We start from the raw sequence: 20,136 nt of genomic DNA, 5'->3' as shown, positions 1-20,136 counted from the left end.
CCTACTCGGCAACGACGTAGGTATAGAGCCCGATGCGTCCCTGGGCATCGATCTCCTTGTAGACGCCCTGGATTTCGACGTCGAAGCCCGGGAAGGTGTTGAAGCAGGTCTCGAACATCTTGAGGTAATCGATCATCGGCTTTGCCCGTTCGGTCAGCCGCTCGCCGGGCACGATGGTGGCGATGCCGGGCGGGTAGACCACGAAGGGCGTGGTGGCGATGCGGCCGGCGATCGCCTCGATCGGCAGGTAGTCGACGTCGTTCTTGAACAAATAGCGGGCGGCATCGCGCGGCGACATCGCGATCTCGGGCATGTGTTCCGGCATGAACTGCCGGGCCTGCAGCGCACTGACGTCGGCGGCGCGGAAGAAGCGGTGCATGTCGCCGCAGAGGTCGCGCAGGCGCACGCCGGCATAGCGCGTTTGCCGCCGCTGGTAGAATTCCGGGATCGCGTCGGCCAGCAGCGCATTGTCGTCATGCAGCCGCTTGAACGCGACGAGGCCGGAGATCAGCGTGCCGGCCTTGCTCGCCTCGACGCCCGGGGTGAGCAGGAAAAGCAGGGAGTTGAGGTCGTTCTTCTCGGGAACGATGCGGTTCTCGCGCAGATATTGCGCGACGACAGGCGCAGGGATGCCGTGATCGGCATAGGCGCCGGTGGCGCGATCGAAGCCCGGCGTGAGCAGCGTCAGCTTGTTCGGATCGGTGATGGCAAAGCCTTCCGCCAGATCGGGAAAGCCGTGCCAGTTGGTGTCCGGCGAGAGCTGCCACAGCGCGGGATTGGTCGCGAGCTCGTCGGTGGAGAGCGTCTCCCAGGCGACGTTGTGGACGGCGCCGGGGCGGCCGACGTCGGGGATGGCGACGCGGTCGGGAACGAAGGGCTCGAAGAACCAGCGGCGATCCGGATTCTGCTCCTTCTCCTCGAACTCCCGGCGCATCGCGCGGACCTTCTTGCGCAGCTCGATGCCGAGGCGGATCGTATCGTCCCACAGCACCTCGCCGGAGCGGCCCTTCATCATCTGTGCGCCGACGTCGAGCGAGGCGAACAGCGGGTAGAACGGCGAGGTCGAGGCGTGCTGCATGAAGCTTTCGTTGAAGCGGCGGTGCTCGACGCGGCGCTTCTGCCCCCGGATGTGGCGATCCTTGATGTGGATCTGCGAGGCCTGCGAAAAGCTCGCGAGCTGCTTGTGGGTCGACTGCGTCGCGATGATGCCCGGCGCTTCCGGTGGAAGGTTGTTCAGGCCCATGGCGAAGCGGCCGGCATACAGCGGGTGGAATTTCATGAAGCCGGCCCAGGCCTCGTCGAACAGGATGTATTCGCAGAGATGGCCGATGCGCTTCAGGATCATCTCGGCGTTATGGATCGTGCCGTCATAGGTGCACTGCTCGACCACGGCGACGCGGAACGGCCGCTCCTTGCGCCAGGCGTCGCGATCCGTCACCAGCGGATGGTTGCGGATCGCCTCGCGCAGGGTCTTCTCGTCGAGCATGTCCCAGCGCATCGGGCCGATCAGGCCCCAGGCATTGCGGACGGTCGGGACATAGACCGGGATGCCACCATTGATCATCAGCGCGCCGTGATGGGCGGCCTTGTGGTTGTTGCGGTCGAACAGCACGAGATCGCCGTCGGTGACGAGGGCGCCGAGCGCGACCTTGTTGGAGGTCGAGGTGCCGTTGAGCACGAAATAGGTCTTTTCCGCGCCGAAGATCGCCGCCGCTTCCTTCTGCGCCTTCAGCGCCGGCCCTTCATGGGTGAGGAGGTCGCCGAGGTCGAGCACGGAATTGTCGAGGTCGTCGCGGAACACGGACTCGCCGAGATGCTCGACGAAGACCCGGCCGATCGGGCTGCGGTTGTAGAACACCCCGCCATTGTGACCGGGGCAGGTCCAGAGCTGGTTGCCTTCCTCGGCATAGTCGACCAGCGCGCCGAAGAACGGCGTCTTCAGCGTCTCTGCATATTGCTTGAGACGGCTGATCAGGTTCTTGGCGATGAAGGGCGGCGTCTCCTCGGACAGGAAGACGTAGCCGTCGATGAAATCGAGCACCTCGACCGGAAGGTCCTCGAAGCGCTTGCGCCGGATCAGCAGGATGATCGGGAAGTCGAGGCCGCGGCGCCGCATCAGATTGATCAGCGCCGAAGTCTTGCCTTCGAGGCCTTTCTTGCCCCAGTCCACCACCATGCAGCCGATCGCGGCGTCGGTCTGCACCGCCATCTCGGCGTCTTCCAGCTTGCGGGCCCGGACCACCTCGAAGCCGGAGCGCTGGATCTCCTCGATGATCTGGTTGAAGCGGACGCCCTCGAGGTCGTCGGCGTCGAACATGGGGGCGGCGAACAGGAAGTTGAAGCGCTTGAAATAGTCCATTGTCTGTCCCGAATGTGCAGGAGACACAGCTCTCGGCACAATCGATGACAGTTCTATGACGGAGGGCGGGGCTGAGGCGTGCTAGCGCTTCACTTCACCGAACACGACCGTCGGCACCGCACGGTTGACGATCTCGCGCAGGGCAAAGCTCGATTGCACCCGCGCGACGCGCGGCAGGCGCGACAGCTCGGTGCGGTGGATGCGTTCGAAGTCTTGGATGTCGCGGGCGAGCACGATCAGGATGTAGTCGTCGGTCCCCGACATCAGGAAGCAGCGCACCACCGAGGGGCATTTCACCACCTCCGCCTCGAACGCCTTCAGCGCCTCGTCGCTCTGGCTCTCCAGCGCGATACGGACCAGCACCGTCGTGGTGAGACCGAATTGTGCCAGGTCGAGCGCGGCCTGGTAGGCCTGGATGTAGCCGTCGTCCTCGAGCGCCTTCTGCCGCCGCGCCAGCGCCGTGCTTGACAGCCCGACCTTGTTCGCGAGCTCGGTGTGGCTGGCCCGCGCATTGGTCGTGAGTTCCGCGAGGATGGTGAGATCTTTCCGGTCGAGGGCCAATGTTTCGTTTCCAGCGTCAAAGGACGTTTCCGCGCCGGAAACCGGCGCGCGCGCCCCGAAACTAGCGGATATTTGCACGAAACCAAACCGGCGCCGTCGCTACGATCAACAGCGGAATCAACATATTGGCGAGGGAGAGCAAGATGCGTGTCGGTGTACCCAGGGAGATCAAGGTACAGGAATATCGCGTCGGGCTCACCCCGGGCGCCGTCCGCGAATATGTCGCGGCCGGGCACCAGGTGACGGTCGAGACCGGCGCCGGCAGCGGCATCGGCGCGTCCGACGAGGTGTACCAGCGGGCAGGGGCCTCCGTTGCCGCGAGTGCGCGCGACATCTTCGCCAAGTCCGACATGATCGTGAAGGTGAAGGAGCCGCAGGCGAGCGAATGGGCTCAGCTCCGCGAAGGCCAGATCCTGTTTACTTACCTTCATCTTGCGCCGGATCCCGAACAGGCCAAGGGCCTGCTTGCGTCCGGTTGTACGGCGATCGCTTATGAAACCGTCACCGACGCGGCTGGTCACCTCCCCCTGCTCGCGCCGATGAGCGAAGTCGCCGGCCGCCTCGCCATCGAGGCCGCCGGCGCCGCGCTCAAGCGGTCGGCCGGCGGTCGCGGGCTGCTGCTTGGCGGTGTTCCCGGTGTGCAGCCGGCGCGGGTCGTCGTGCTTGGCGGCGGCGTGGTGGGCATGCAAGCCGCGCGCATGGCCGCGGGCCTTGGTGCGGAAGTCACCGTGATCGACCGTTCAATCCCCCGCCTGCGCGAACTGGATGACATCTTTGTCGGACGCGTGCGCACGCGATTCTCCACCATCGAGTCGGTAGAGGAGGAGGTGTTCGCCGCCGACGTCGTGATCGGCGCGGTGCTGGTGCCGGGCGCCAGCGCGCCGAAGCTCGTCACGCGCGCCATGCTCAAATCGATGCGGCCGGGCGCGGTGCTGGTCGACGTCGCGATCGACCAGGGCGGCTGCTTCGAGACCTCGCATCCGACCACGCACACCGATCCGACCTACGAGGTCGACGGTGTCGTGCATTACTGCGTCGCCAACATGCCGGGCGCGGTGCCGGTGACGTCGAGCCAGGCGCTGAACAACGCGACGCTGCCGTTCGGCTTGATGCTCGCCGGCAAGGGTTTCGCCGCGGTGCTGGAGAACCCGCACTTGCGCAACGGACTGAACGTGCACCGCGGCCGCATCACCAACAAGGCGGTGGCGGAGAGCCTCGGATTGGAGTTCGCTCCGGTGGAGAGCGGGCTGGCGGCCTAGCAATCAGGCCGGCTTGCGGTGGCGGCTGCCGAGCGCAGCCTCGATCGTCTCGGGCTTCTCGATGCGTTCGATCAACATGTCGATGCGGTCGCCGCCCCAGAACAGCTCGCCGTTGAACACCATGGTGGGCACGCCGAACACGCCGAGTGCCTCGGCCTCGTCGATGATACGGTCGTGTTCGGCACGGGCAGGGCCGTTCACGTAGGTTTCGAATTCGCTCGCCGAGCCGCCGCACGATGCGATGATGTCCGCAATGGCGGCGAGATCGTCGATCTCGAGTTCATGGCTCCAGAATTTGCGGAATACCGTGTCGTGGTACGGGCGGAAGAAGCCGTGCGCTTGCGCGAACAGCATGCCGGCGCTGGCATAAAAGGCGTCGTAGATCCGCCGCGGCCCCTTCATGACGAGCCCTTGCGCATTGGCATAACGCCGCGCGTCCATATAGGCGTAGCGTACCTTGCGCCAGAAATGCGGCGTGCGCTGCTCGACCCTCCCCATGAACTCGGCGATGCGCAGCGTGTAAGGCAGCCATTCCAGCTCGACGCCGTGAGTGTCTTCGAGCTTGAACAGGCGCGCGTTGGCGACGAATGCGTAGGGGCTCTTGTAGTCGGTGTAGACGCGGACGATTGGCTTGGGCATGGCGGGCGTCCTTTTTCTTCCTTCTCCCCTTGTGGGAGAAGGTGGCGCGAAGCGCCGGATGAGGGGTTCTATCCGCTCGCAAGACCGTTCGTGGGGATAGAACCCCTCACCCGGCTTCGCTGTCGCGAAGCCACCCTCTCCCACAGGGGGAGAGGGTGCACCGGTTCTGCCGAGCGATCAACGCCTCACGCCACCGTCAGCCTGTACTGCCCCAGATCCGGGTCATGCGTCATGCGCCAGTAGTCCACGAACCGCCACGGCATCGCCGAGAACACGCGACCGCTTGAGTTGCGGTAGTACGTGCTCATGCCCGGATGGGTCCAGATCATCGCCTCGTGCTCGGCATCGACTTTGCGGACGTAGTCGTCGAGCACGTCCTCGCGGACGTCGATCGCGGCGATATCCTGTTCGATCATGCCGGCGAGACAGGCCGAGATGTAGCGGCTCTGGCATTCCGACTGGAAGATGACGCTGCCGCCATGCGCGGGGCCGGAGTTCGGGCCGAGCATGCAGAAGAAGTTGGGAAAATCGGGCACGGTGAGGCCGAGGAACGCCGTCGGATTGTCGTTGGTCCAGGCCTCGCGCAAATTCTTGCCGCGGCGGCCAGAGATGTTGAGTCGCGCGGCCATCTCCGTGACCTTGAAGCCGGTCGCGACCACGATGATGTCGGCCGCGCGGTGCTTGCCGTCGGCAGTGACGATACCGGTTTCGTCGAAGCGGTCGATCGTGTCGGTGACGAGCTCGACATTGTCCCGCGTGAGCGTCTTGAACCAGTTGTTGTCGAGCAGGATGCGCTTGCCGTAGGGCGGGTAGGTCGGCACGCATTTCTCGATCAGGTCGGGACGGCCCTGCAATTCGGACAGGATGAAATCGGTCAGCTCCTGGCGATGCCGGTCGTTGCCCTTGTTGACCGCGCGCTCGGGGTGCGGCCAGGCCGGGTCCTTGCGCAGGAACGGCAGCAGGCCGTCACCGTAACGCCAGAACATGTTGAAGCGGTACCATTGCACATAGAACGGCAGATGTGCGAGCAGCCAGCGCGCGCCCTCGGTGATCGGATCGGAGTAGCCCTTCACGGGACGCGCCCATTGCGCGCTGCGCTGGTAGACCGTGACGGAGGCGACGCGGCCGGCGATCGACGGCACCAACTGCATCGACGTCGCGCCGGTGCCGATCACGGCGACATGCTTGCCGTCGAACTTGACGTCGTCGGACCAAAGCGCCGAGTGCAGGATCGTGCCCTTGAATTTCTCCTCGCCCTTGAAGCGGGCGCGCGAGGGATCGTTGAGCTGACCGATGGCCGAGACCAGCGCGGTGGATTCGAAGGTCTCCTCACCATCCTGCGTTTTCAGGGTCGAGATCCAGCGCTTCTTGCCCTCGTCCCATCGCGATGCCGTCAGCTCGGTGTTGACGCGCAGATGCTGGCGGATGCCGTGTTCATCCGCGACCTTGAGGAGATAGCCGAGCAGCTCCTCGCGCTGGCAGAAATAGCGCGTCCATGCATTGCCCGAGCCGAACGAATAGGAATAGGAGTGGTTCGGCGTGTCGACGCCGCAGCCGGGATAGCGGTTGATCCACCAGGTGCCGCCCAGCTCCGCGTTCTTCTCGACGATGGTGTAGGGGATGCCGAGATGCCCGAGCGCGACGCCGAGCGCGATGGCGCAGACGCCGGCGCCGACGATCAGCACTTGCTGCCCGGCGAGCTTGTCCTCGGAGGGCTTTTTGGTCCAGCGCGCCTCGCGCGGCACAAAGCCCATCTCCTCGCGCATCAGCGGCGCGTATTCCGGCGCAACGTTCTCGCCGAGGCAGGCGCGCATCATCCTCAGCAGCAATGCCTCGCCGGGGTCGGCGATGACAGGCTTTGGCGTGCCGTCCGCAAACAGCTTGACCACGGCGGCGCGGATCTCAGCCTGGATTTCCCGGGGCACGCCGGCTTCCGGATCCGGAATGAGACGGATGTCGCGCTTGGGCAAATACGGCGGCTCGAGCCATTTCTCGTCCCCGGTCATGTGCACCAGCACCATCAGCAGGCAACGGATATCGCCCTCGGCGATGGTCGAGGCGAGGTCGAGCGGCCTGTGCGGAGATTCGATGTTCATGGCTGGTCCTGATCTCCGGTTGAGCTGAAAAGGCCGCGCGTCATCAGCTTGCGATAGGCTGAGATGACGTGATCGGGCACCGCGGTGACGCCGTTTTCCGAATAGGAGTAGCGGCGGCTGAGATAGCCCCGCGCGCCCATCAGCATGTGGACGATGGCCTCGAATTCCTCGTCGCTGTAGTCAGTGATCGCGCCGGCCCCTCGCGCGCGCCGCAAAATGCGGACATAGGCGACCGAGATGTTGTCGAGATGCTTCTGGTATCCGGTCGGCGCGAAGAACTCGGCCTCGTTGAGGATGCGCAAAAATTCCGGCACCTCGCGGATGAAGTCGAAGAAGGCGGAGAAGCGCGAAATCTCCTGCCGCGCGGCATCCGCCGTACCGGTGCGGGCGCGGATGAACTCGACCATGTCGAGGCCGATCTTGGGCAGCAGCTGGTCGAGCAGCTCCTGGCGGTTCTCGAAATGATTGTAGAAGGTGCCCTGGGCGACACCGGCCTCTTCGGTGATGCGGGCGACGGAGGCTTCGGCGTAACCATGCTTGCCGACGACCTTCGTTGCGGCATCGAAGATCTTCTGCTTGGTCCAGGCGTTGCGCTCGACGCGGTTGAGCTTTGTCACCTTGGCGTTCGCTTGCGTCATTCGGACGTCTCCAGCTCGGCGCGCAGCACGCGCTTGAGGATTTTTCCGCTCGGATTGCGCGGCAGGCTGTCGCGGATGATTAGCTGCTTCGGCACCTTGAAGCTCGCCAGCCGTGCGCGGCAATGCTCGGTGAGGGCAGGGAGCGCGAGGCTAGCGCCCTCGCTCAGCACGACGATCGCGACGGGACGCTCGCCCCAGCGCGCATCGCGCAGCCCAATCACCGCAACCTCTCGCACCTCGGGCAGATCGTAGATGACGCGCTCGACCTCGGAGGAGGCGATGTTCTCGCCGCCGGAGATGATCATGTCCTTCCTGCGGTCGGTCAGGTACAGGAAGCCCTCGTCGTCGAGATAACCGACATCGCCGGAGCGGAACCAGTCGCCGAAGAAGGCCGATGCCGTCTTCTCCGGGTCCTTCCAATAGCCGCGCGTGATCTTGGAGCCGCGCAGGCAGATTTCGCCGTTGACGTTGGGCGGCAGCCTTTTGCCGTCCTCGTCGCGGATCTCGATCTCGACATGGGCAATCGCGCGCCCCGTGGAGCCGATCTTCTCGATCTCGCGGCCGGCTTCCATGAAGGTGTCGCCGCCGACCGTTTCGGTGAGACCATAGGCGTCGATGTAGCGTGCATTGCGGAAGTATTCGGAGAAGGCGCGGATGCGCAGCTCCGGCGTCTTCTCGCCGCCGCCGATCGCCCATTTCAGGCTGGAGACGTCGTAGCGGTCGCGGGTCGGACAGGTCAGCATCGCCGTGGTCATCACGGGTGCGAACCAGGCGGCGTTGAGCCTGTCCTCGGCGATCGCCGCAAGCGCGCTCTCAGGTTCGAAATTGCGCTCGATACGCATGAAGCCGCCATGCCAGAGCACGGCGATGCCGGGCAGGTCGAGCGCGCCGACGTGATAGAGCGGGCCGACGACGAGAAGCCGCGTCTCGGCGCTTAAGCCCAGCGCGATGGTCTGGTCGGCCGACTTCCAGTAGAAATTATCGTAAGTGAGCATCACGCCCTTGGGGCGGTCCGTCGTGCCCGACGTGTACATCAGCCGCATCAGGTCTGATGGCTGGCGCACGTGCATGGAGGCGGGGGCCGCCTCGCCTGCGAGGTGCGAGATGCTCTGCTGCGCGGCGTCGTTCAGCACAACAGTCTTGGCGCCCGTGGCATTCGCGGCCAATTCCTCATCGACGATCAACAGCCGCGCGCCGGCATTCCCGGCGATGTAGCCGACCTCGTCGCGCGAGAGGCGGAAGTTGATCGGCAGGAACACCGCGCCGAGATGGCTGGTGGCAAACACCAGCTCGAGGAACGCCGCGCTGTTCTTCATCAGCACGGCCACGACATCGCCCGCGCCGATGCCTTGCGCCGCGAGCCAGCCGGCCGCTTGCCGGATGCGCGTGTCGAACACGGCGTAGGAAATCTCCTCGCCGCGATATTTCAGCGCAGACCGCTGCGGCGTGCGCCGCGCGTGGAAGGTGATGAAGCTCGACAGGTTGATCATTTTCGCTGGTTTCGGGCCGGTTGTCGGCCTCGTTTCCTCCCATTCTGAATGATGAATCATAATTCATGTTTGTCTTGACGTCACCCCCTGCCTCTGAAATTGTTGGGAACACGGAGACGAGACGATCTCCGGCAAGGGACTGGAAACGCCGACCCGAAAGAGGGAGGGGAAAATGACGAAGACCCGCACGCCGGGCATCAGCCGCCGTTCAACACTGGCGCTGATGGGCGCCGGTGCGATGAGTGTTGCCGCGCCCTGGGTGGCGCGTGCCCAAGCCAAGACCATCAAGATCGGCATGCCCACGATTTTGTCGGGGCGCGTCGCGCAACTCGGCACGTCCTCGCGCAATGCGGTGATGCTCGAGGTCGAGAAGGTCAACGCCGCCGGCGGCCTTGCCGGCCGGCAGATCGAGATGGTGATCCGCGACTCCAAGGGCCAGCCGCAGGAAGCCGCCCGCGTCGCGCGCGAGCTCGTCAACACCGACGGCTGCGAGCTGCTGCTCGACGGCGAGGCGTCGTCCGGGTCCTTTGCCGTGCATGAGGTCGCGCGTGATCTCGGCGTGCTCTGCATCCACACCTGCTCGGAAGCGTCCTCGCTCACCGCCGATCCCAAGCAGCACATCCCGAACGCATTCCGTTGCGTGCGCCAGGGCATCCACGATTCCATCGTCGGCGGCAGCTACGCCGCCTCCATCGCCAAGGCCAAGGGCCTGAAGAAATGGGCGACCTGCTCGCCCGACTATGCCTATGGCCGCGACACGACCGGCGAGTTCACGCTGTACCTGAAGCGCTTCGCGCCCGATGTCGAGGTCATCAGCGAGTCCTGGCCAAAGCTGTTCCAGCCCGACTACACCGAGGTGGTGACGAAGATTTTGCAGGCGAAGCCCCAGGCGCTGTACTCCTGCCTGTGGGGCGGCGATCTCACCTCCTACATCGACCAGGCCAATATCTACGCGATGTTCAGCCAGATGGAGGTGTTCGCGGTCAACATGGCCGACTACACCGCGCTCACCGTGGTGAAGAACCTGCCGAAGGGCATCCACTCCGGCAACCGCTACATCAAGACCTTCCCGACCACGCCGGAGAATGCGGCCTGGGGCGATGCCTACCGGGCCAAGTACAACGAATATCCGACCAATTGGTCGTGGCAGAACGCGACCGCGGTGATGTTCCTGGCCGAGGCCGCGAAGAAGGCGAACTCCGCCGACGGCAAGAAGCTCGCGGAGGTCCTGAAGGGCCTCACCATCAAGTGCCCGTTCGGCGCCGACGGCACCGTCACCATGCGCGGCGACGACCACACGCTGGTCGGCTATGCCATCGGATGGGGCACCACGATCCCGCAGGAGCCCTATGTGCCCGAGGTCAAGGCCGGCGACTGGAAGACCATCTTCGAGCTCGAAGCCGAGTGGAAGAAGAGCAAGGGCTACACCTGATCTGACGCGCGGCGGAGGCGGGCGACCGTCTCCGCCATTTGTTTTCCGCGCCATGCCCGGCGCGCTGCCATGAAAGTGCTCCCGTGGATCTCGACGCGCTCGCCGGCTGTCTTGCCAGCTCCGCCTGCCTGGTGACGCAAACCACCAGCGGCCTCATTATCGGCATGCTGCTGTTCCTGGTCGCGGTCGGGCTGACGCTGATCTTCGGCGTGCTCAAGGTCGTCAATTTCAGCCACGGCGCCTTCTACATGTTCGGCGCCTATTTCGCGATGACGGCCTATCAGCTCACCGGCAGCTTCGCGCTCGCGATGCTGGCGGGTGCGGCCGGCACCGCGGTTCTCGGCCTGGTCTTCGAGCGCGTCTTCATGAGTCGCGTCTATGGTGCGGACGTGCTGATGCAGTTGCTGGTCTGCTACGCCTTCGTGCTGATCTTCGACGATGTGGTGCGCCTCATCTGGGGACCCGAGTTCAAGGCGATGGGCATGCCGTCCGCGTTCCAGGTGATGCCGCTGTTCATCGCGGGCGGCGTGGTGCCGCCGTATTATCTCTTGCTGATCGGCGTCGCGCTTGTCGCGGCCATCGTGCTTGGCGCGGGCCTGTCGCGCACACGCATCGGCAAGGTGATCCGCGCCGCGGCCCATAACCCCGGCATGGTCTCCGCGCTCGGCATCAACACCGGCTTGATCTATGGCGGCGTGTTCGCGCTCGGCGGCATGCTGGCGGGCCTTGCCGGTGCGCTGGCCGCACCCGTGCGCTCGTTGACTCCAGGCATGGGATTTTCCGTGCTGATCGAGTCCTTCATCGTCACCGTGATCGGCGGCATGGGCTCGATCCTGGGCGCACTGATCGGCGCGTTGCTGCTCGGCCTTATCAGGTCGTTCGGCTCGCTCGGCTTTCCGCTGTTCACGGAAGGTCTGATGTACCTGTTCATGGTCATCGTGCTGGTCTCCAAACCCACCGGCCTGTTCGGCAAGGAGGCGGCATGACCGAGCTCGAGGCCGGACGCGCCGAGAGGCTGGCGCCCGTGCGCAGCGGTGCAGCGCTGCAACGCTATCGCGACGTGCTGATCGCGCTCATCGCCTTCGCCGTGCTGGCGAGCCTGCCGCTCTTCACCGGCAGCAAGGCGCTGCTCGACTTCGTCATCCGCTGTTCGGCCTACGGCCTGTTCGCGACCTCGCTCAATCTGCTGGTGGGCTACACCGGCCTGACCTCGTTCGGTCACGGCATGTTCTTCGGCCTTGGCGCCTACAGCTTCGGCCTGATCATGCAGAAGCTCGGCGTGCCCATTCCGGTCGCCTTCGTCGCGACGCTGGCGATCACCGCGGCCGTCGCGGCCGTCATCGGCGCGATCTGCGTGCGGCTGAAGGAGATCTACTTCGCCTTCGTCACGCTCGCCTTCCAGATGCTGATCCACTCGACCATCCTGTCCTGGGCCTCCTTCACCGGCGGGGATCAGGGCCTGCGCGGCGGCATTCCACGGCCCGCCTTCCTCGGCATCAATCTGGCCAATCACGTTCATCTCTATATCGCGAGCTGCGCGCTGCTGGTCCTCGGCCTGCTCGCGATGCGCCAGATCGCGCAATCGCCGTTCGGCTACACGCTGCGCATGATCCGCGACAATGCCGCGCGCGCGAGCTTCCTCGGCATCGACGTCTGGCGTGCAAAACTCACGGTGTTCGTGCTGGCGGCACTGTTCGCATCGATGGGCGGCATGGTCATGGCGCTGTTCGTCTCCGGCGCCTATCCGGAGTTCGCCTATTGGACGATCTCGGGCGAGGGCATCTTCATCAACATGCTCGGCGGCGTCTCGACCTTCCTCGGGCCGATGGTCGGCACGGTGCTCTTGCTGCTGCTCAACGACACCGTCACGCGCTTCACCGAATATCACGGCATCGTGCTCGGCGTGGTCATCCTGTTCTTCGCGCTCGGTCTGCGCAAAGGCCTGCTCGACTTCGTCGCCGAATGGTTTGCGCAGCGGCGCGACGCAGGCGAGGGGCGCTAGCCATGCTCGAGATCCGCAACCTCGCGAAATCCTTTGGCGGCGTGAAGGCGACCAACGACGTCTCGCTCGAATTTCCCGACGGCTCGCTCACCGCGGTGATCGGCCCGAACGGCGCCGGCAAGAGTACGTTCTTCAACCTGATCACCGGCGCCTTGAAGCCTGATTCCGGGCAGGTGCTGCTCGACGGCGTCGATCTTGCCGGCCGTTCGCCGCCGGAGATCGTGCGCCACGGCATCGGCCGCGCCTTCCAGGTCGCCAGCATCTTCAAGTCGCTCACCGTGCAGGAGACCATGCTGGCCGCAGTCAGCGCCGACCAGCGCTCGTCCGCGGTGCTGCACAAGCGGTTTCCATTGCCCGAGACGCGCGACCGCGCCGAGCATGTGATGGAGCTGCTAGGCCTGGCAAGCAAGCGTCATCGCACCGCCGCGACGCTGTCGCATGGCGACCAGAAGCTGCTCGACATCGCGCTGGCGCTGGTGCTCGAACCAAAGGTGCTACTGCTGGACGAGCCGACCGCCGGCATGGGGCCGGAAGAGCGCTGGCGCATGATCGACAAGGTGCGCGAGCTCTGGGAGACCCAGAAGATCACCGTCGTCTTCATCGAGCACGACATGGACATCGTGTTCAAGATCGCCCCGAAGATCGTCGTGCTCTGCTACGGCCGCATCCTCGCGACCGGCACGCCGGACGAGATCCGCAACAACACCGCGGTGATCGACGCCTATCTAGGTACCGAACATGCGGGAGCCGCCGCATGAGCGCTCCCGTCATCGAAGTCGCCGACCTCGACGTCTATTACGGCACGAGCCAGATCCTGTTCGGCGTCGGCCTCTCGGTGCGGCAGGGCGAGACCATGGCGCTGCTCGGCCGCAACGGTGCCGGCAAGTCCACCACGATGAAGGCGATCATGGGCCTCGCGCCGCCGCGGCGCGGCAAGGTCAGCCTGCGCGGTGCGGTGATCTCGGGCCGGAAGCCGCACGTTATCGCGCGCGCGGGTCTCGGGTTCGTCCCGGAGGATCGCCAGATCTTTCCGGAGCACACGGTCGAGGACAATCTCGTCATCGGTCGCAAGAAGGGGCCGGACGGCCAGGACGAATGGCCGATCAAGCGCATCTACGAGGTCTTCCCGCTGCTGGAGCCGCTGCGCCATCGCATCGCGGGGCGTCTCTCCGGCGGCGAGCAGCAGATGCTGGCGATCGCGCGCACGCTGATGGGAAACCCCGCGCTGCTGCTGCTGGACGAGCCGAGCGAAGGCCTCGCGCCGATCATCGTGCAGCGGATAGGCGAACTGCTGCGCCAGCTCCGCTCGCTCGGCTCGACCGTGCTGATCGCCGAGCAGAACATGCATTTCTGCCTGGGGCTGGCGAGCCATGCCACGGTCATCGACAAGGGCCAGATCGTCTATGCCGCCGGAATCGACGAACTGAAGGCCAACGACGGCATTCGCCGCCGCTATCTGGCCCTGTAGACCGGCCGCCGGTGCCCCAATAGGCCGGAAGAACAAAACTGTTGCCTCGGGACCCTCCGACGGAAGGAGTTTCCCCTCCCGGGGGCAAAAACGCCAATCGCTTCCATTGCTGTTTGGGGCCGAAACGACGACATTTCCGTCAGAAATTGATGGATTGACGACCATGGAACGTACCGGATTTGAGCCCTTCGGCGAGCAACTGGTGTCCGCAACGGACGCCCAGCCCAAGTCGCGTGCCTCGAAGCTCCTGCTGCGGGCCGGCACCACGGTGTTCTGGTCGCTGGTCGCTGGCATCGTGCTGGCGCGTGCCGCCTTCTTCGAGCCGGGCATCTATGACGGCTTTGCCCGCGTCGCTTCACTGGCCAAGAATCTGATCTTCTGAGCCCGATTATTCCCGGCCGAGGACAGAACTTCCCTCGGCCCTGATATGTCGAAAACATATTTCCCAAACGGGTCGCGCTGCGTATAAATCCTTCTCCTCCGGGAGAAATTTGTGTCGCAGAATCAAGCATCCAGCCAGGCCGATTCCAAGCCGGCCACCGCCGTCAGCCGCATCGCGGCGCTGATTCCCGGCATCCTCCTTTGCATTCTCGTTGCCGGCGTCTCGGCCCTGCTCGAGCGGGCGGAACTGGGCGTGTTCGAGCACCCCTATGTCGAGGCGCTGGTGATGGCGATCCTGCTCGGCATGGCGCTGCGCAGCTTCTGGAAACCGGCACCGCGCTGGCAGGCCGGCATCGCCTTCAGCGCCAAGCAGCTGCTGGAAGTCGCGGTCATGCTGCTGGGTGCCTCGATCAGCTTCGCCGCGATCGCGGCTTCGGGCATCGCGCTGCTCGCCTCCATTGCCGCCGTCGTCGTGATCGCGCTCTGCGTCTCCTTCGGCCTCAGCCGGCTGCTCGGCCTGTCGACGCGCCTGTCCATCCTGATTGCCTGCGGCAACTCGATCTGCGGCAATTCGGCGATTGCCGCCGTGGCGCCGATCATCGGTGCCAACAACGACGAGATCGCATCCTCGATCTCCTTCACCGCCATCCTCGGCGTGATGATGGTGCTGGGTCTGCCGCTGCTGATCCCGCTGCTGCAACTGTCCGCCACTCAATACGGCATTCTCGCCGGTCTCACCGTTTACGCGGTGCCGCAGGTGCTGGCGGCGACGGTGCCGGCGGGGCTCATCTCGACCCAGATCGGCACGCTGGTGAAGCTGATGCGCGTCCTGATGCTGGGTCCCGTCGTCGTCGGTCTCTCTCTGGCCGCCTCGCGCTGGCAGAGCGACGCCAAGAAGACCAGTGTCGGCTTCTTCCGCTTGGTGCCGTGGTTCATCCTGGGCTTCCTCGCGCTGGCGACCCTGCGTTCCCTCGAGATCGTGCCGAGCACGGTGGTCGGACCGGTGACGAAGATCACGAGCTTCCTCACGGTGGTGTCGATGGCGGCACTCGGTCTCGGCGTCGACGTCCGCGTGCTGGCCAATGTCGGGGGCAGGGTGACGGCGGCCGTGACGCTGTCGCTGATGCTGCTGCTTGGGATCAGCATCGCGCTGGTACACTGGTTCAAGTGATCAGAGCAAAACTGCCGTAGGGTAGGCAAAGGCGCGAAGCGCCGTGCCCACCACCTGTCTCCGTAGACGAATTTTGGTGGGCACGCTCCGCTTTGCCCACCCTACGAGACCGGGTTTATCGGAGAGACGCCTTCGCCACGAACTCCTCTTCCTTCTCCCCTTGCGGGAGAAGGTGGCGCGAAGCGCCGGATGAGGGGTTCTATACAAGAATCTGAACTTGAGACGGGAGTTTGCCGAAGCATACTCCTCATCCGCCTTGCCTTTCGGCAAGGCACCTTCTCCCACAAGGGGAGAAGGGAAGTAACAAGCGCAAGCGTCGAGACGGATCGCTAGATCACATCCGCCAGCGAGTGGCCGTGCAGCTCGATGCTCAGCCCCTGCATGCCCATGTCGTTGATCTCGCCGCCCATCGCCTTCAGGCTTTCCTCGCGGATCAGCGACATCAGCCCGCGGCGGAGTGCCAGGAATTCCGACGACATCATCATGGATTGCTGCCGCGGCCGCTCCAGCGGGATCGGGATTTCCGCCTTGATCGAGCCGGGGCGTGCGGTCATGCAGTAGACGCGGTCGGACAGGAAGATCGCCTCGTCGATGTCGTGGGTGACGAACAGGACCGAGATCTTCAGCCGCTGCCACATGTTGGTGAGGATCTGCTGCATGATCACGCGGGTCTGCGCATCGAGCGCGCCAAACGGCTCGTCCAGCAGCAGCACCTTCGGCCCCGTCGCGAGCGCGCGGACGATGCCGACGCGCTGCTTCATGCCGCCGGAGAGCTTTTCCGGATAGTGCTTCTCGAACGCCTCGAGCCCGGCGAGGCCGAGCAGCGTGCGCGCCGCGCGCTCGCGCTGGGAGCGCGGCATGCCGCGCATCTTCAGGCCGAACTCGACATTCTCCCGCACCGTCTTCCAGGGAAACAACGAGTATTGTTGGAACACCATGCCACGCTCGGCGCTGGGGCCGTTGACGCGTTCGCCGTCGACGGTGACGATCCCCGTGGTGGGCTTGAGGAAGCCGGCGACCGCGTTGAGCAGCGTCGACTTCCCGCAGCCGGAGGGGCCGACGATCGAGACGAACTCGCCGGGCTTGACGTGAATTTGCGTATCCGTGACGGCTTGGACAGGCCCCTCGATAGTCTCGTAGGCCAGGGAGAAGTTCCTGACCTCGATATGGCCTTTCGGAGTGCTTGCAAGAATCTCGCTCACGTCGTCCTCCACGGCATTACCAATCGTCCGGCGCCCCGGATGAACAGGCTCGATCCGAGGCCGAGTACGCCGATCGCGATCATGCCGAGCGCGATGTCTGCATACTGGACCAGCGAATAGGCCTCCCAGGTGAAATAGCCGATGCCGTACTGGCCCGAGATCATCTCGGCGGCGATCAGCGACACCCATGCGACGCCCATGCCGACGGTGAGGCCGGTGAAGATGTGCGGCAGCGAAGCCGGGAAATACACCTCGCGGAAGATCGAGCGCTCGCGCGCCCCGAGGCATTGCGCGGCGCGCACCAGCACGGGATCGACCAGCGACATGCCGTGCAGCGTGTTGACCAGGATCGGGAAGAACGAGCCGAGGAAGGTGATGAAAACAATGCTCTGCTCGTTGGTCGGCCACAGCATGATCGCCATCGGCACCCAGGCGATCGCCGGAATCGGCCGCAGCACTTCCGCGACGGGGAAGATGATCTCGTGCACCAGCTTGAAGCGCCCCATGATCAGGCCGAGCGGCACGCCGACGATCGCCGCCAGCGAGAAGCCGATGAAGATGCGCCGGCAGCTGAGCAAAATGTGCATCAGGAACTTGGGATCGTGCATCGCCTTGCTGAAGCTGGCATAGACTGCGAGCGGCGAGGGCACGTTGGTGAAGCGCACGAAGAACACGACGCGGTAGGTCGTGAGCAGGTGCCAGACCAGCAGGAAGGCGATCAGCGACGTTACGCCGATCGCGATCGCCCGCAGTCCCGCCCGATTGAGCCGGTACCAGCGCAGCGCGAGCGTGCCGAAGGAGGGCGGTGCTGCGGGCGGCGTGGCGGCGGGCGCGGGGCCCGCCTCTGCAATGGCTGTTGCCGGCATGCTGTCCTCGGGATGTCTGACGAGGGCGGGGCTGCTCACGTCTTGCCTCCGCCGACGGCCGCCTTCACCGCGTCCTCGAAGCCGAGCACCTTGCCGCTGATTTTGGCGGCGTAAGCCTCGGCGTCCTTCTTGAGCAGGAACGGCGCGACCTCGCCATTGCCGACAGCGAAGAAGGCTTGGTCGGCGAACAGCTTGATGCCGCGCGTGGTGTCGAAGACGTAGGCGACGTTGATCTTCTTGCCCTTGGCCTTGTAATCGGCATAGGCGCCGAGGGTGCAGCTTGCGGAGGAGAACGGCATGATGCCGGCATCATCCACCCAGACTTCGCCGGCCTTGCGTGGATCGCCGATCGGCTTCTTGCAGAAGGAATCGTCGCCTGCGATTTCGTAGTTCTTGGTGCTCGCAAGCTGCGCGTCGTAGTCCAGCTTCATCTCGGCATAGGCCTTGCGGATGTAGCTGTCGTCGACCCACTTCTTGGGATCGAATTCCTTCATGCGGCCGAGATTCTGCAGCACCTTGACGTCGGTCGTCGCCGCATCGATCAGGGCCGGCTTGATCGTGGGATCGGTGGTCATGTTGCCGCTCGGCCCTAAGAAGATGTAGACGACCTCCTTGCTGATGCCGGTCCACTCCTGGATCTTTTCTGCGGCCAGCTTGGGATCGTCCCGTAGCCACTGGTTGGCGGCGATCACCGCCTTGAAGTAGGCGACGACAACCTCCGGATATTTCTCGGCGAAGTCGGTGCGGACCACGATGCCGTGGAAGGTCGGCAGGTTGGTCTCGACGCCGTCGAAGATCTTTCGCGCGAAGCCGCGGAACGGCAGCAGTTCGGCGAAGGGGACGAAGTCGGCATGCGCGTCGATCTTCTTCTCCTGAAGGTTGGTCGAGCCGACCTCCGGGCTCTGACTGACAAGCTGGAAGAAGTCGGACGCATAGCCGCGGTCCTGCATCGCCTTCAGCACCATACCGTGCGCGGCGGAGCCGAAGGGGACGCTGACGAGCTTGCCTTTGAGATCGGCGAGATCGTAGTAGGGCGAGTCCTTATGGACGACGAGGCCGTTGCCCGAACCGTAGAGGCTGTAGGCGGCGATGCCGATCAGGCGGCTCTTGCTCTCCGGATTGCTCTCGAAGGTGAAGCCGTTCACGATCAGCGGATAGTCGCCCATCATGCCGATCTGCAGCTTGTTCGCCATCATCGCGTTGGTGACGGGCGGGCCCGAGGTGAAGTTCTGCCACTCGAGCTCGAACTTGATGTTGGCGTATTTGCCGTCCTTCGGCAGGTATTTTTCGAGCAGATGCAACTGGCGGATGACGACGCCCGCGGTCACCGTGTTGGTCGTGGTGTCCTGCGTTCCAATCCCGAGCGTGACGGTCTCCGCCGAGGCCGGCTGCGTGACGAGTAGCGCCAGCGACGTCACCGACATCGCGATCGAGAGCGTGGGAAGATGGCGGACCATTCTCATCCTCATTCGGTTGGATGTGCTGTGGTTGCCATGATTGAGGGAGGGCGCCGGCACGGCAAATCCGGAGTGGCCGCCGCAGTCGATTAGTTGCCGGGAAAAGCTGATTGCATACTCCTTGAGCAGTCCTGCACTATAAAGCCGCTTGCCTGTGCACCGGCGCTGGTCGTGGGCCCCTCAATCCGAGGCCTGGCCGCGCATCTCCTCCAGCACGTCGGTCCGGCACACCACGATCTGGGAGCGCTTGGTGACGACGATTCCCTTCTCCTGCATTCGCTTCAGGCTGATCGTGACCCATTGCCGGGTAGCACCGACCATGTGGGCGATATCGGCATGGGTGAAGGCCGCCGCGATCACGGTGCCGTCGGCATCCTCGACGCCGTAGAGCTCGACGAGGTGCAGCAGGAGATGCGCAAGGCGCTGCGTGATCGAGCGCGTTCCCAGCATCTGGGCCAGCGCCGAATAACATTTGCCCTTGAAGGTCAGGCCTTCAATCAGGCCGATCGCAAGGTTGGGGATCTCTGCGGCAAGGGACCGCAGTTCCTTTCCGGGCAGGTGCACGACGCTGCAATTGCTGGATGCGACGCCGGACCATTGATGCACGGTGCCTTCGAACACTTCGGGCCCGCCGACGAAATTGCCGACATGCCAATAGGCCAGCGTGATCTCGCGCCCGAGCGGCGAGGTGTAGAAAACGCGGATACGGCCGCTCTCGATCAGCCAGATGCCGTCATGCTTGCCGCCCTGGCTGAACAGCGTCTGGCCGCGGTTGAGCACCTTTCGCCGGCCCTGTTTCAGCACCAGCTCCCGTTCGCGCGGCGAGAGCTTGTCCATCAGCGGCGGCGGCCCTCCGATCCATTGCTGGTTCTCGGTGAGCAGCAGCGAGGAACTGCCGGCAGGCCGGATTGCCGGAGGCGCAGCCCCACGACCAGCATTCGCCGCCTGCAACATTCGCCTGCCTCCGGAACGTTCAAATCGTTCTAAAGGGGAGCAATGTCCGTGCCAGATGGGGGACGGCGCGCGCCGTTGCCACACCCTACGCCGTCATCGCCCGCGAAGGCGGGCGATCCAGTATTCCAGAGACGCCAATGGGTTACGGAGAGGCGGCGGAC

At 64.6% G+C, this 20,136-nt stretch carries 18 protein-coding genes; 8 read left to right on the top strand and 10 right to left on the bottom strand.

What is annotated here, in order from left to right; genetic code table 11:
- Nucleotide 1: 1 nt before the first annotated feature.
- Together A7X65_RS37355 and A7X65_RS37350 are read right to left on the bottom strand one after the other, a co-directional pair.
- Nucleotides 2–2,359: an Orn/Lys/Arg family decarboxylase gene (locus tag A7X65_RS37355; RefSeq protein ID WP_063694408.1), complete on the bottom strand. Its 2,358-nt coding sequence runs from the start codon at nt 2,357–2,359 to the stop codon at nt 2–4.
- An 81-nt stretch (nt 2,360–2,440) separates the two neighbouring features.
- Nucleotides 2,441–2,920, bottom strand: a complete 480-nt coding sequence (locus tag A7X65_RS37350) for an Lrp/AsnC family transcriptional regulator (RefSeq protein ID WP_063694407.1) — start codon at nt 2,918–2,920, stop codon at nt 2,441–2,443.
- 143 nt (nt 2,921–3,063) lie between these two features.
- Between A7X65_RS37350 and ald the strand changes: the two genes are divergently transcribed.
- Nucleotides 3,064–4,179 carry an alanine dehydrogenase gene (gene ald / locus A7X65_RS37345; protein ID WP_063694406.1) on the top strand — a complete coding sequence of 372 codons (1,116 nt, stop codon included), beginning with the start codon at nt 3,064–3,066 and terminating at the stop codon, nt 4,177–4,179.
- A gap of 3 nt (nt 4,180–4,182) precedes the next feature.
- Here the strand turns inward: ald and A7X65_RS37340 are convergent, their stop codons facing one another.
- The 4 genes from A7X65_RS37340 to A7X65_RS37325 form a co-directional block, all read right to left on the bottom strand.
- Nucleotides 4,183–4,818, bottom strand: coding sequence for a 2-hydroxychromene-2-carboxylate isomerase (locus A7X65_RS37340; protein WP_063694405.1), 636 nt, complete (start codon nt 4,816–4,818; stop codon nt 4,183–4,185).
- Nucleotides 4,819–5,003: 185 nt separating this feature from the next.
- Nucleotides 5,004–6,914, bottom strand: a complete 1,911-nt coding sequence (locus tag A7X65_RS37335) for a flavin-containing monooxygenase (protein ID WP_063694404.1) — start codon at nt 6,912–6,914, stop codon at nt 5,004–5,006.
- Nucleotides 6,911–7,552, bottom strand: coding sequence for a TetR/AcrR family transcriptional regulator (locus A7X65_RS37330; RefSeq protein ID WP_063694403.1), 642 nt, complete (start codon nt 7,550–7,552; stop codon nt 6,911–6,913). The genes A7X65_RS37335 and A7X65_RS37330 overlap by 4 nt, the downstream gene beginning before the upstream one ends.
- Complete coding sequence (locus A7X65_RS37325; RefSeq protein ID WP_063694402.1) at nt 7,549–9,042, bottom strand: AMP-binding protein; 1,494 nt, start codon at nt 9,040–9,042, stop codon at nt 7,549–7,551. The genes A7X65_RS37330 and A7X65_RS37325 overlap by 4 nt, the downstream gene beginning before the upstream one ends.
- Before the next feature lie 172 nt (nt 9,043–9,214).
- On the opposite strand from A7X65_RS37325, the gene A7X65_RS37320 reads away from it, so the two are divergent.
- The 7 genes from A7X65_RS37320 to A7X65_RS37290 all read left to right on the top strand — a co-directional run bounded on the left by A7X65_RS37320 (nt 9,215) and on the right by A7X65_RS37290 (nt 15,496).
- Nucleotides 9,215–10,474: an ABC transporter substrate-binding protein gene (locus A7X65_RS37320; protein WP_063694401.1), complete on the top strand. Its 1,260-nt coding sequence runs from the start codon at nt 9,215–9,217 to the stop codon at nt 10,472–10,474.
- Between the two features lie 83 nt (nt 10,475–10,557).
- Nucleotides 10,558–11,460 carry a branched-chain amino acid ABC transporter permease gene (locus tag A7X65_RS37315; protein WP_063694400.1) on the top strand — a complete coding sequence of 301 codons (903 nt, stop codon included), beginning with the start codon at nt 10,558–10,560 and terminating at the stop codon, nt 11,458–11,460.
- A complete protein-coding gene (locus A7X65_RS37310; protein WP_063694399.1) occupies nt 11,457–12,476 on the top strand; it encodes a branched-chain amino acid ABC transporter permease in 1,020 nt (339 codons plus the stop codon). Before A7X65_RS37315 ends, A7X65_RS37310 begins: the two co-directional genes overlap by 4 nt.
- A gap of 2 nt (nt 12,477–12,478) precedes the next feature.
- Nucleotides 12,479–13,234: an ABC transporter ATP-binding protein gene (locus A7X65_RS37305; protein WP_063694398.1), complete on the top strand. Its 756-nt coding sequence runs from the start codon at nt 12,479–12,481 to the stop codon at nt 13,232–13,234.
- A complete protein-coding gene (locus A7X65_RS37300) occupies nt 13,231–13,944 on the top strand; it encodes an ABC transporter ATP-binding protein (RefSeq protein ID WP_063694397.1) in 714 nt (237 codons plus the stop codon). The genes A7X65_RS37305 and A7X65_RS37300 overlap by 4 nt, the downstream gene beginning before the upstream one ends.
- A 163-nt stretch (nt 13,945–14,107) precedes the next feature.
- A complete protein-coding gene (locus A7X65_RS37295) occupies nt 14,108–14,326 on the top strand; it encodes a hypothetical protein (RefSeq protein WP_063694396.1) in 219 nt (72 codons plus the stop codon).
- Between the two features lie 111 nt (nt 14,327–14,437).
- The gene (locus A7X65_RS37290) at nt 14,438–15,496 is read left to right on the top strand and encodes a YeiH family protein (protein WP_063694395.1); all 1,059 of its coding nucleotides are present in this window, start codon (nt 14,438–14,440) and stop codon (nt 15,494–15,496) included.
- 329 nt (nt 15,497–15,825) lie between these two features.
- Here A7X65_RS37290 and A7X65_RS37285 read toward each other — a convergent pair whose 3' ends face one another.
- From A7X65_RS37285 to A7X65_RS37270, 4 genes are all read right to left on the bottom strand, one after another.
- The gene (locus A7X65_RS37285) at nt 15,826–16,698 is read right to left on the bottom strand and encodes an ABC transporter ATP-binding protein (RefSeq protein WP_063694495.1); all 873 of its coding nucleotides are present in this window, start codon (nt 16,696–16,698) and stop codon (nt 15,826–15,828) included.
- Nucleotides 16,695–17,603 carry an ABC transporter permease gene (locus A7X65_RS37280; protein ID WP_156528421.1) on the bottom strand — a complete coding sequence of 303 codons (909 nt, stop codon included), beginning with the start codon at nt 17,601–17,603 and terminating at the stop codon, nt 16,695–16,697. Before A7X65_RS37280 ends, A7X65_RS37285 begins: the two co-directional genes overlap by 4 nt.
- Entirely contained in the window at nt 17,600–19,021 is a 1,422-nt protein-coding gene (locus A7X65_RS37275; protein WP_063694393.1) for an ABC transporter substrate-binding protein, read from the bottom strand. The genes A7X65_RS37280 and A7X65_RS37275 overlap by 4 nt, the downstream gene beginning before the upstream one ends.
- A gap of 180 nt (nt 19,022–19,201) precedes the next feature.
- Nucleotides 19,202–19,975, bottom strand: a complete 774-nt coding sequence (locus A7X65_RS37270) for a Crp/Fnr family transcriptional regulator (protein ID WP_063694392.1) — start codon at nt 19,973–19,975, stop codon at nt 19,202–19,204.
- Between the last annotated feature and the right edge of the window lie 161 nt (nt 19,976–20,136).

The sequence above is a fragment of the Bradyrhizobium stylosanthis genome (assembly GCF_001641335.1).
GTDB classification, from domain to species: Bacteria; Pseudomonadota; Alphaproteobacteria; order Rhizobiales; family Xanthobacteraceae; genus Bradyrhizobium; species Bradyrhizobium stylosanthis.
Note: the sequence above shows the minus strand (reverse complement) of the source record. Positions and strands in the feature narration are given on the sequence as shown.

Excerpts from the sequence above, each read along its gene's own strand:
- A7X65_RS37355 (WP_063694408.1), bottom strand. The coding sequence starts at position 2,359 with ATGGACTATTTCAAGCGCTTCAACTTCCTGTTCGCCGCCCCCATGTTC.
- ald (WP_063694406.1), top strand. The coding sequence starts at position 3,064 with ATGCGTGTCGGTGTACCCAGGGAGATCAAGGTACAGGAATATCGCGTC.
- A7X65_RS37340 (WP_063694405.1), bottom strand. The coding sequence starts at position 4,818 with ATGCCCAAGCCAATCGTCCGCGTCTACACCGACTACAAGAGCCCCTAC.
- A7X65_RS37335 (WP_063694404.1), bottom strand. The coding sequence starts at position 6,914 with ATGAACATCGAATCTCCGCACAGGCCGCTCGACCTCGCCTCGACCATC.
- A7X65_RS37330 (WP_063694403.1), bottom strand. The coding sequence starts at position 7,552 with ATGACGCAAGCGAACGCCAAGGTGACAAAGCTCAACCGCGTCGAGCGC.
- A7X65_RS37325 (WP_063694402.1), bottom strand. The coding sequence starts at position 9,042 with ATGATCAACCTGTCGAGCTTCATCACCTTCCACGCGCGGCGCACGCCG.
- A7X65_RS37320 (WP_063694401.1), top strand. The coding sequence starts at position 9,215 with ATGACGAAGACCCGCACGCCGGGCATCAGCCGCCGTTCAACACTGGCG.
- A7X65_RS37310 (WP_063694399.1), top strand. The coding sequence starts at position 11,457 with ATGACCGAGCTCGAGGCCGGACGCGCCGAGAGGCTGGCGCCCGTGCGC.
- A7X65_RS37305 (WP_063694398.1), top strand. The coding sequence starts at position 12,479 with ATGCTCGAGATCCGCAACCTCGCGAAATCCTTTGGCGGCGTGAAGGCG.
- A7X65_RS37300 (WP_063694397.1), top strand. The coding sequence starts at position 13,231 with ATGAGCGCTCCCGTCATCGAAGTCGCCGACCTCGACGTCTATTACGGC.
- A7X65_RS37295 (WP_063694396.1), top strand. The coding sequence starts at position 14,108 with ATGGAACGTACCGGATTTGAGCCCTTCGGCGAGCAACTGGTGTCCGCA.
- A7X65_RS37275 (WP_063694393.1), bottom strand. The coding sequence starts at position 19,021 with ATGGTCCGCCATCTTCCCACGCTCTCGATCGCGATGTCGGTGACGTCG.
- A7X65_RS37270 (WP_063694392.1), bottom strand. The coding sequence starts at position 19,975 with ATGTTGCAGGCGGCGAATGCTGGTCGTGGGGCTGCGCCTCCGGCAATC.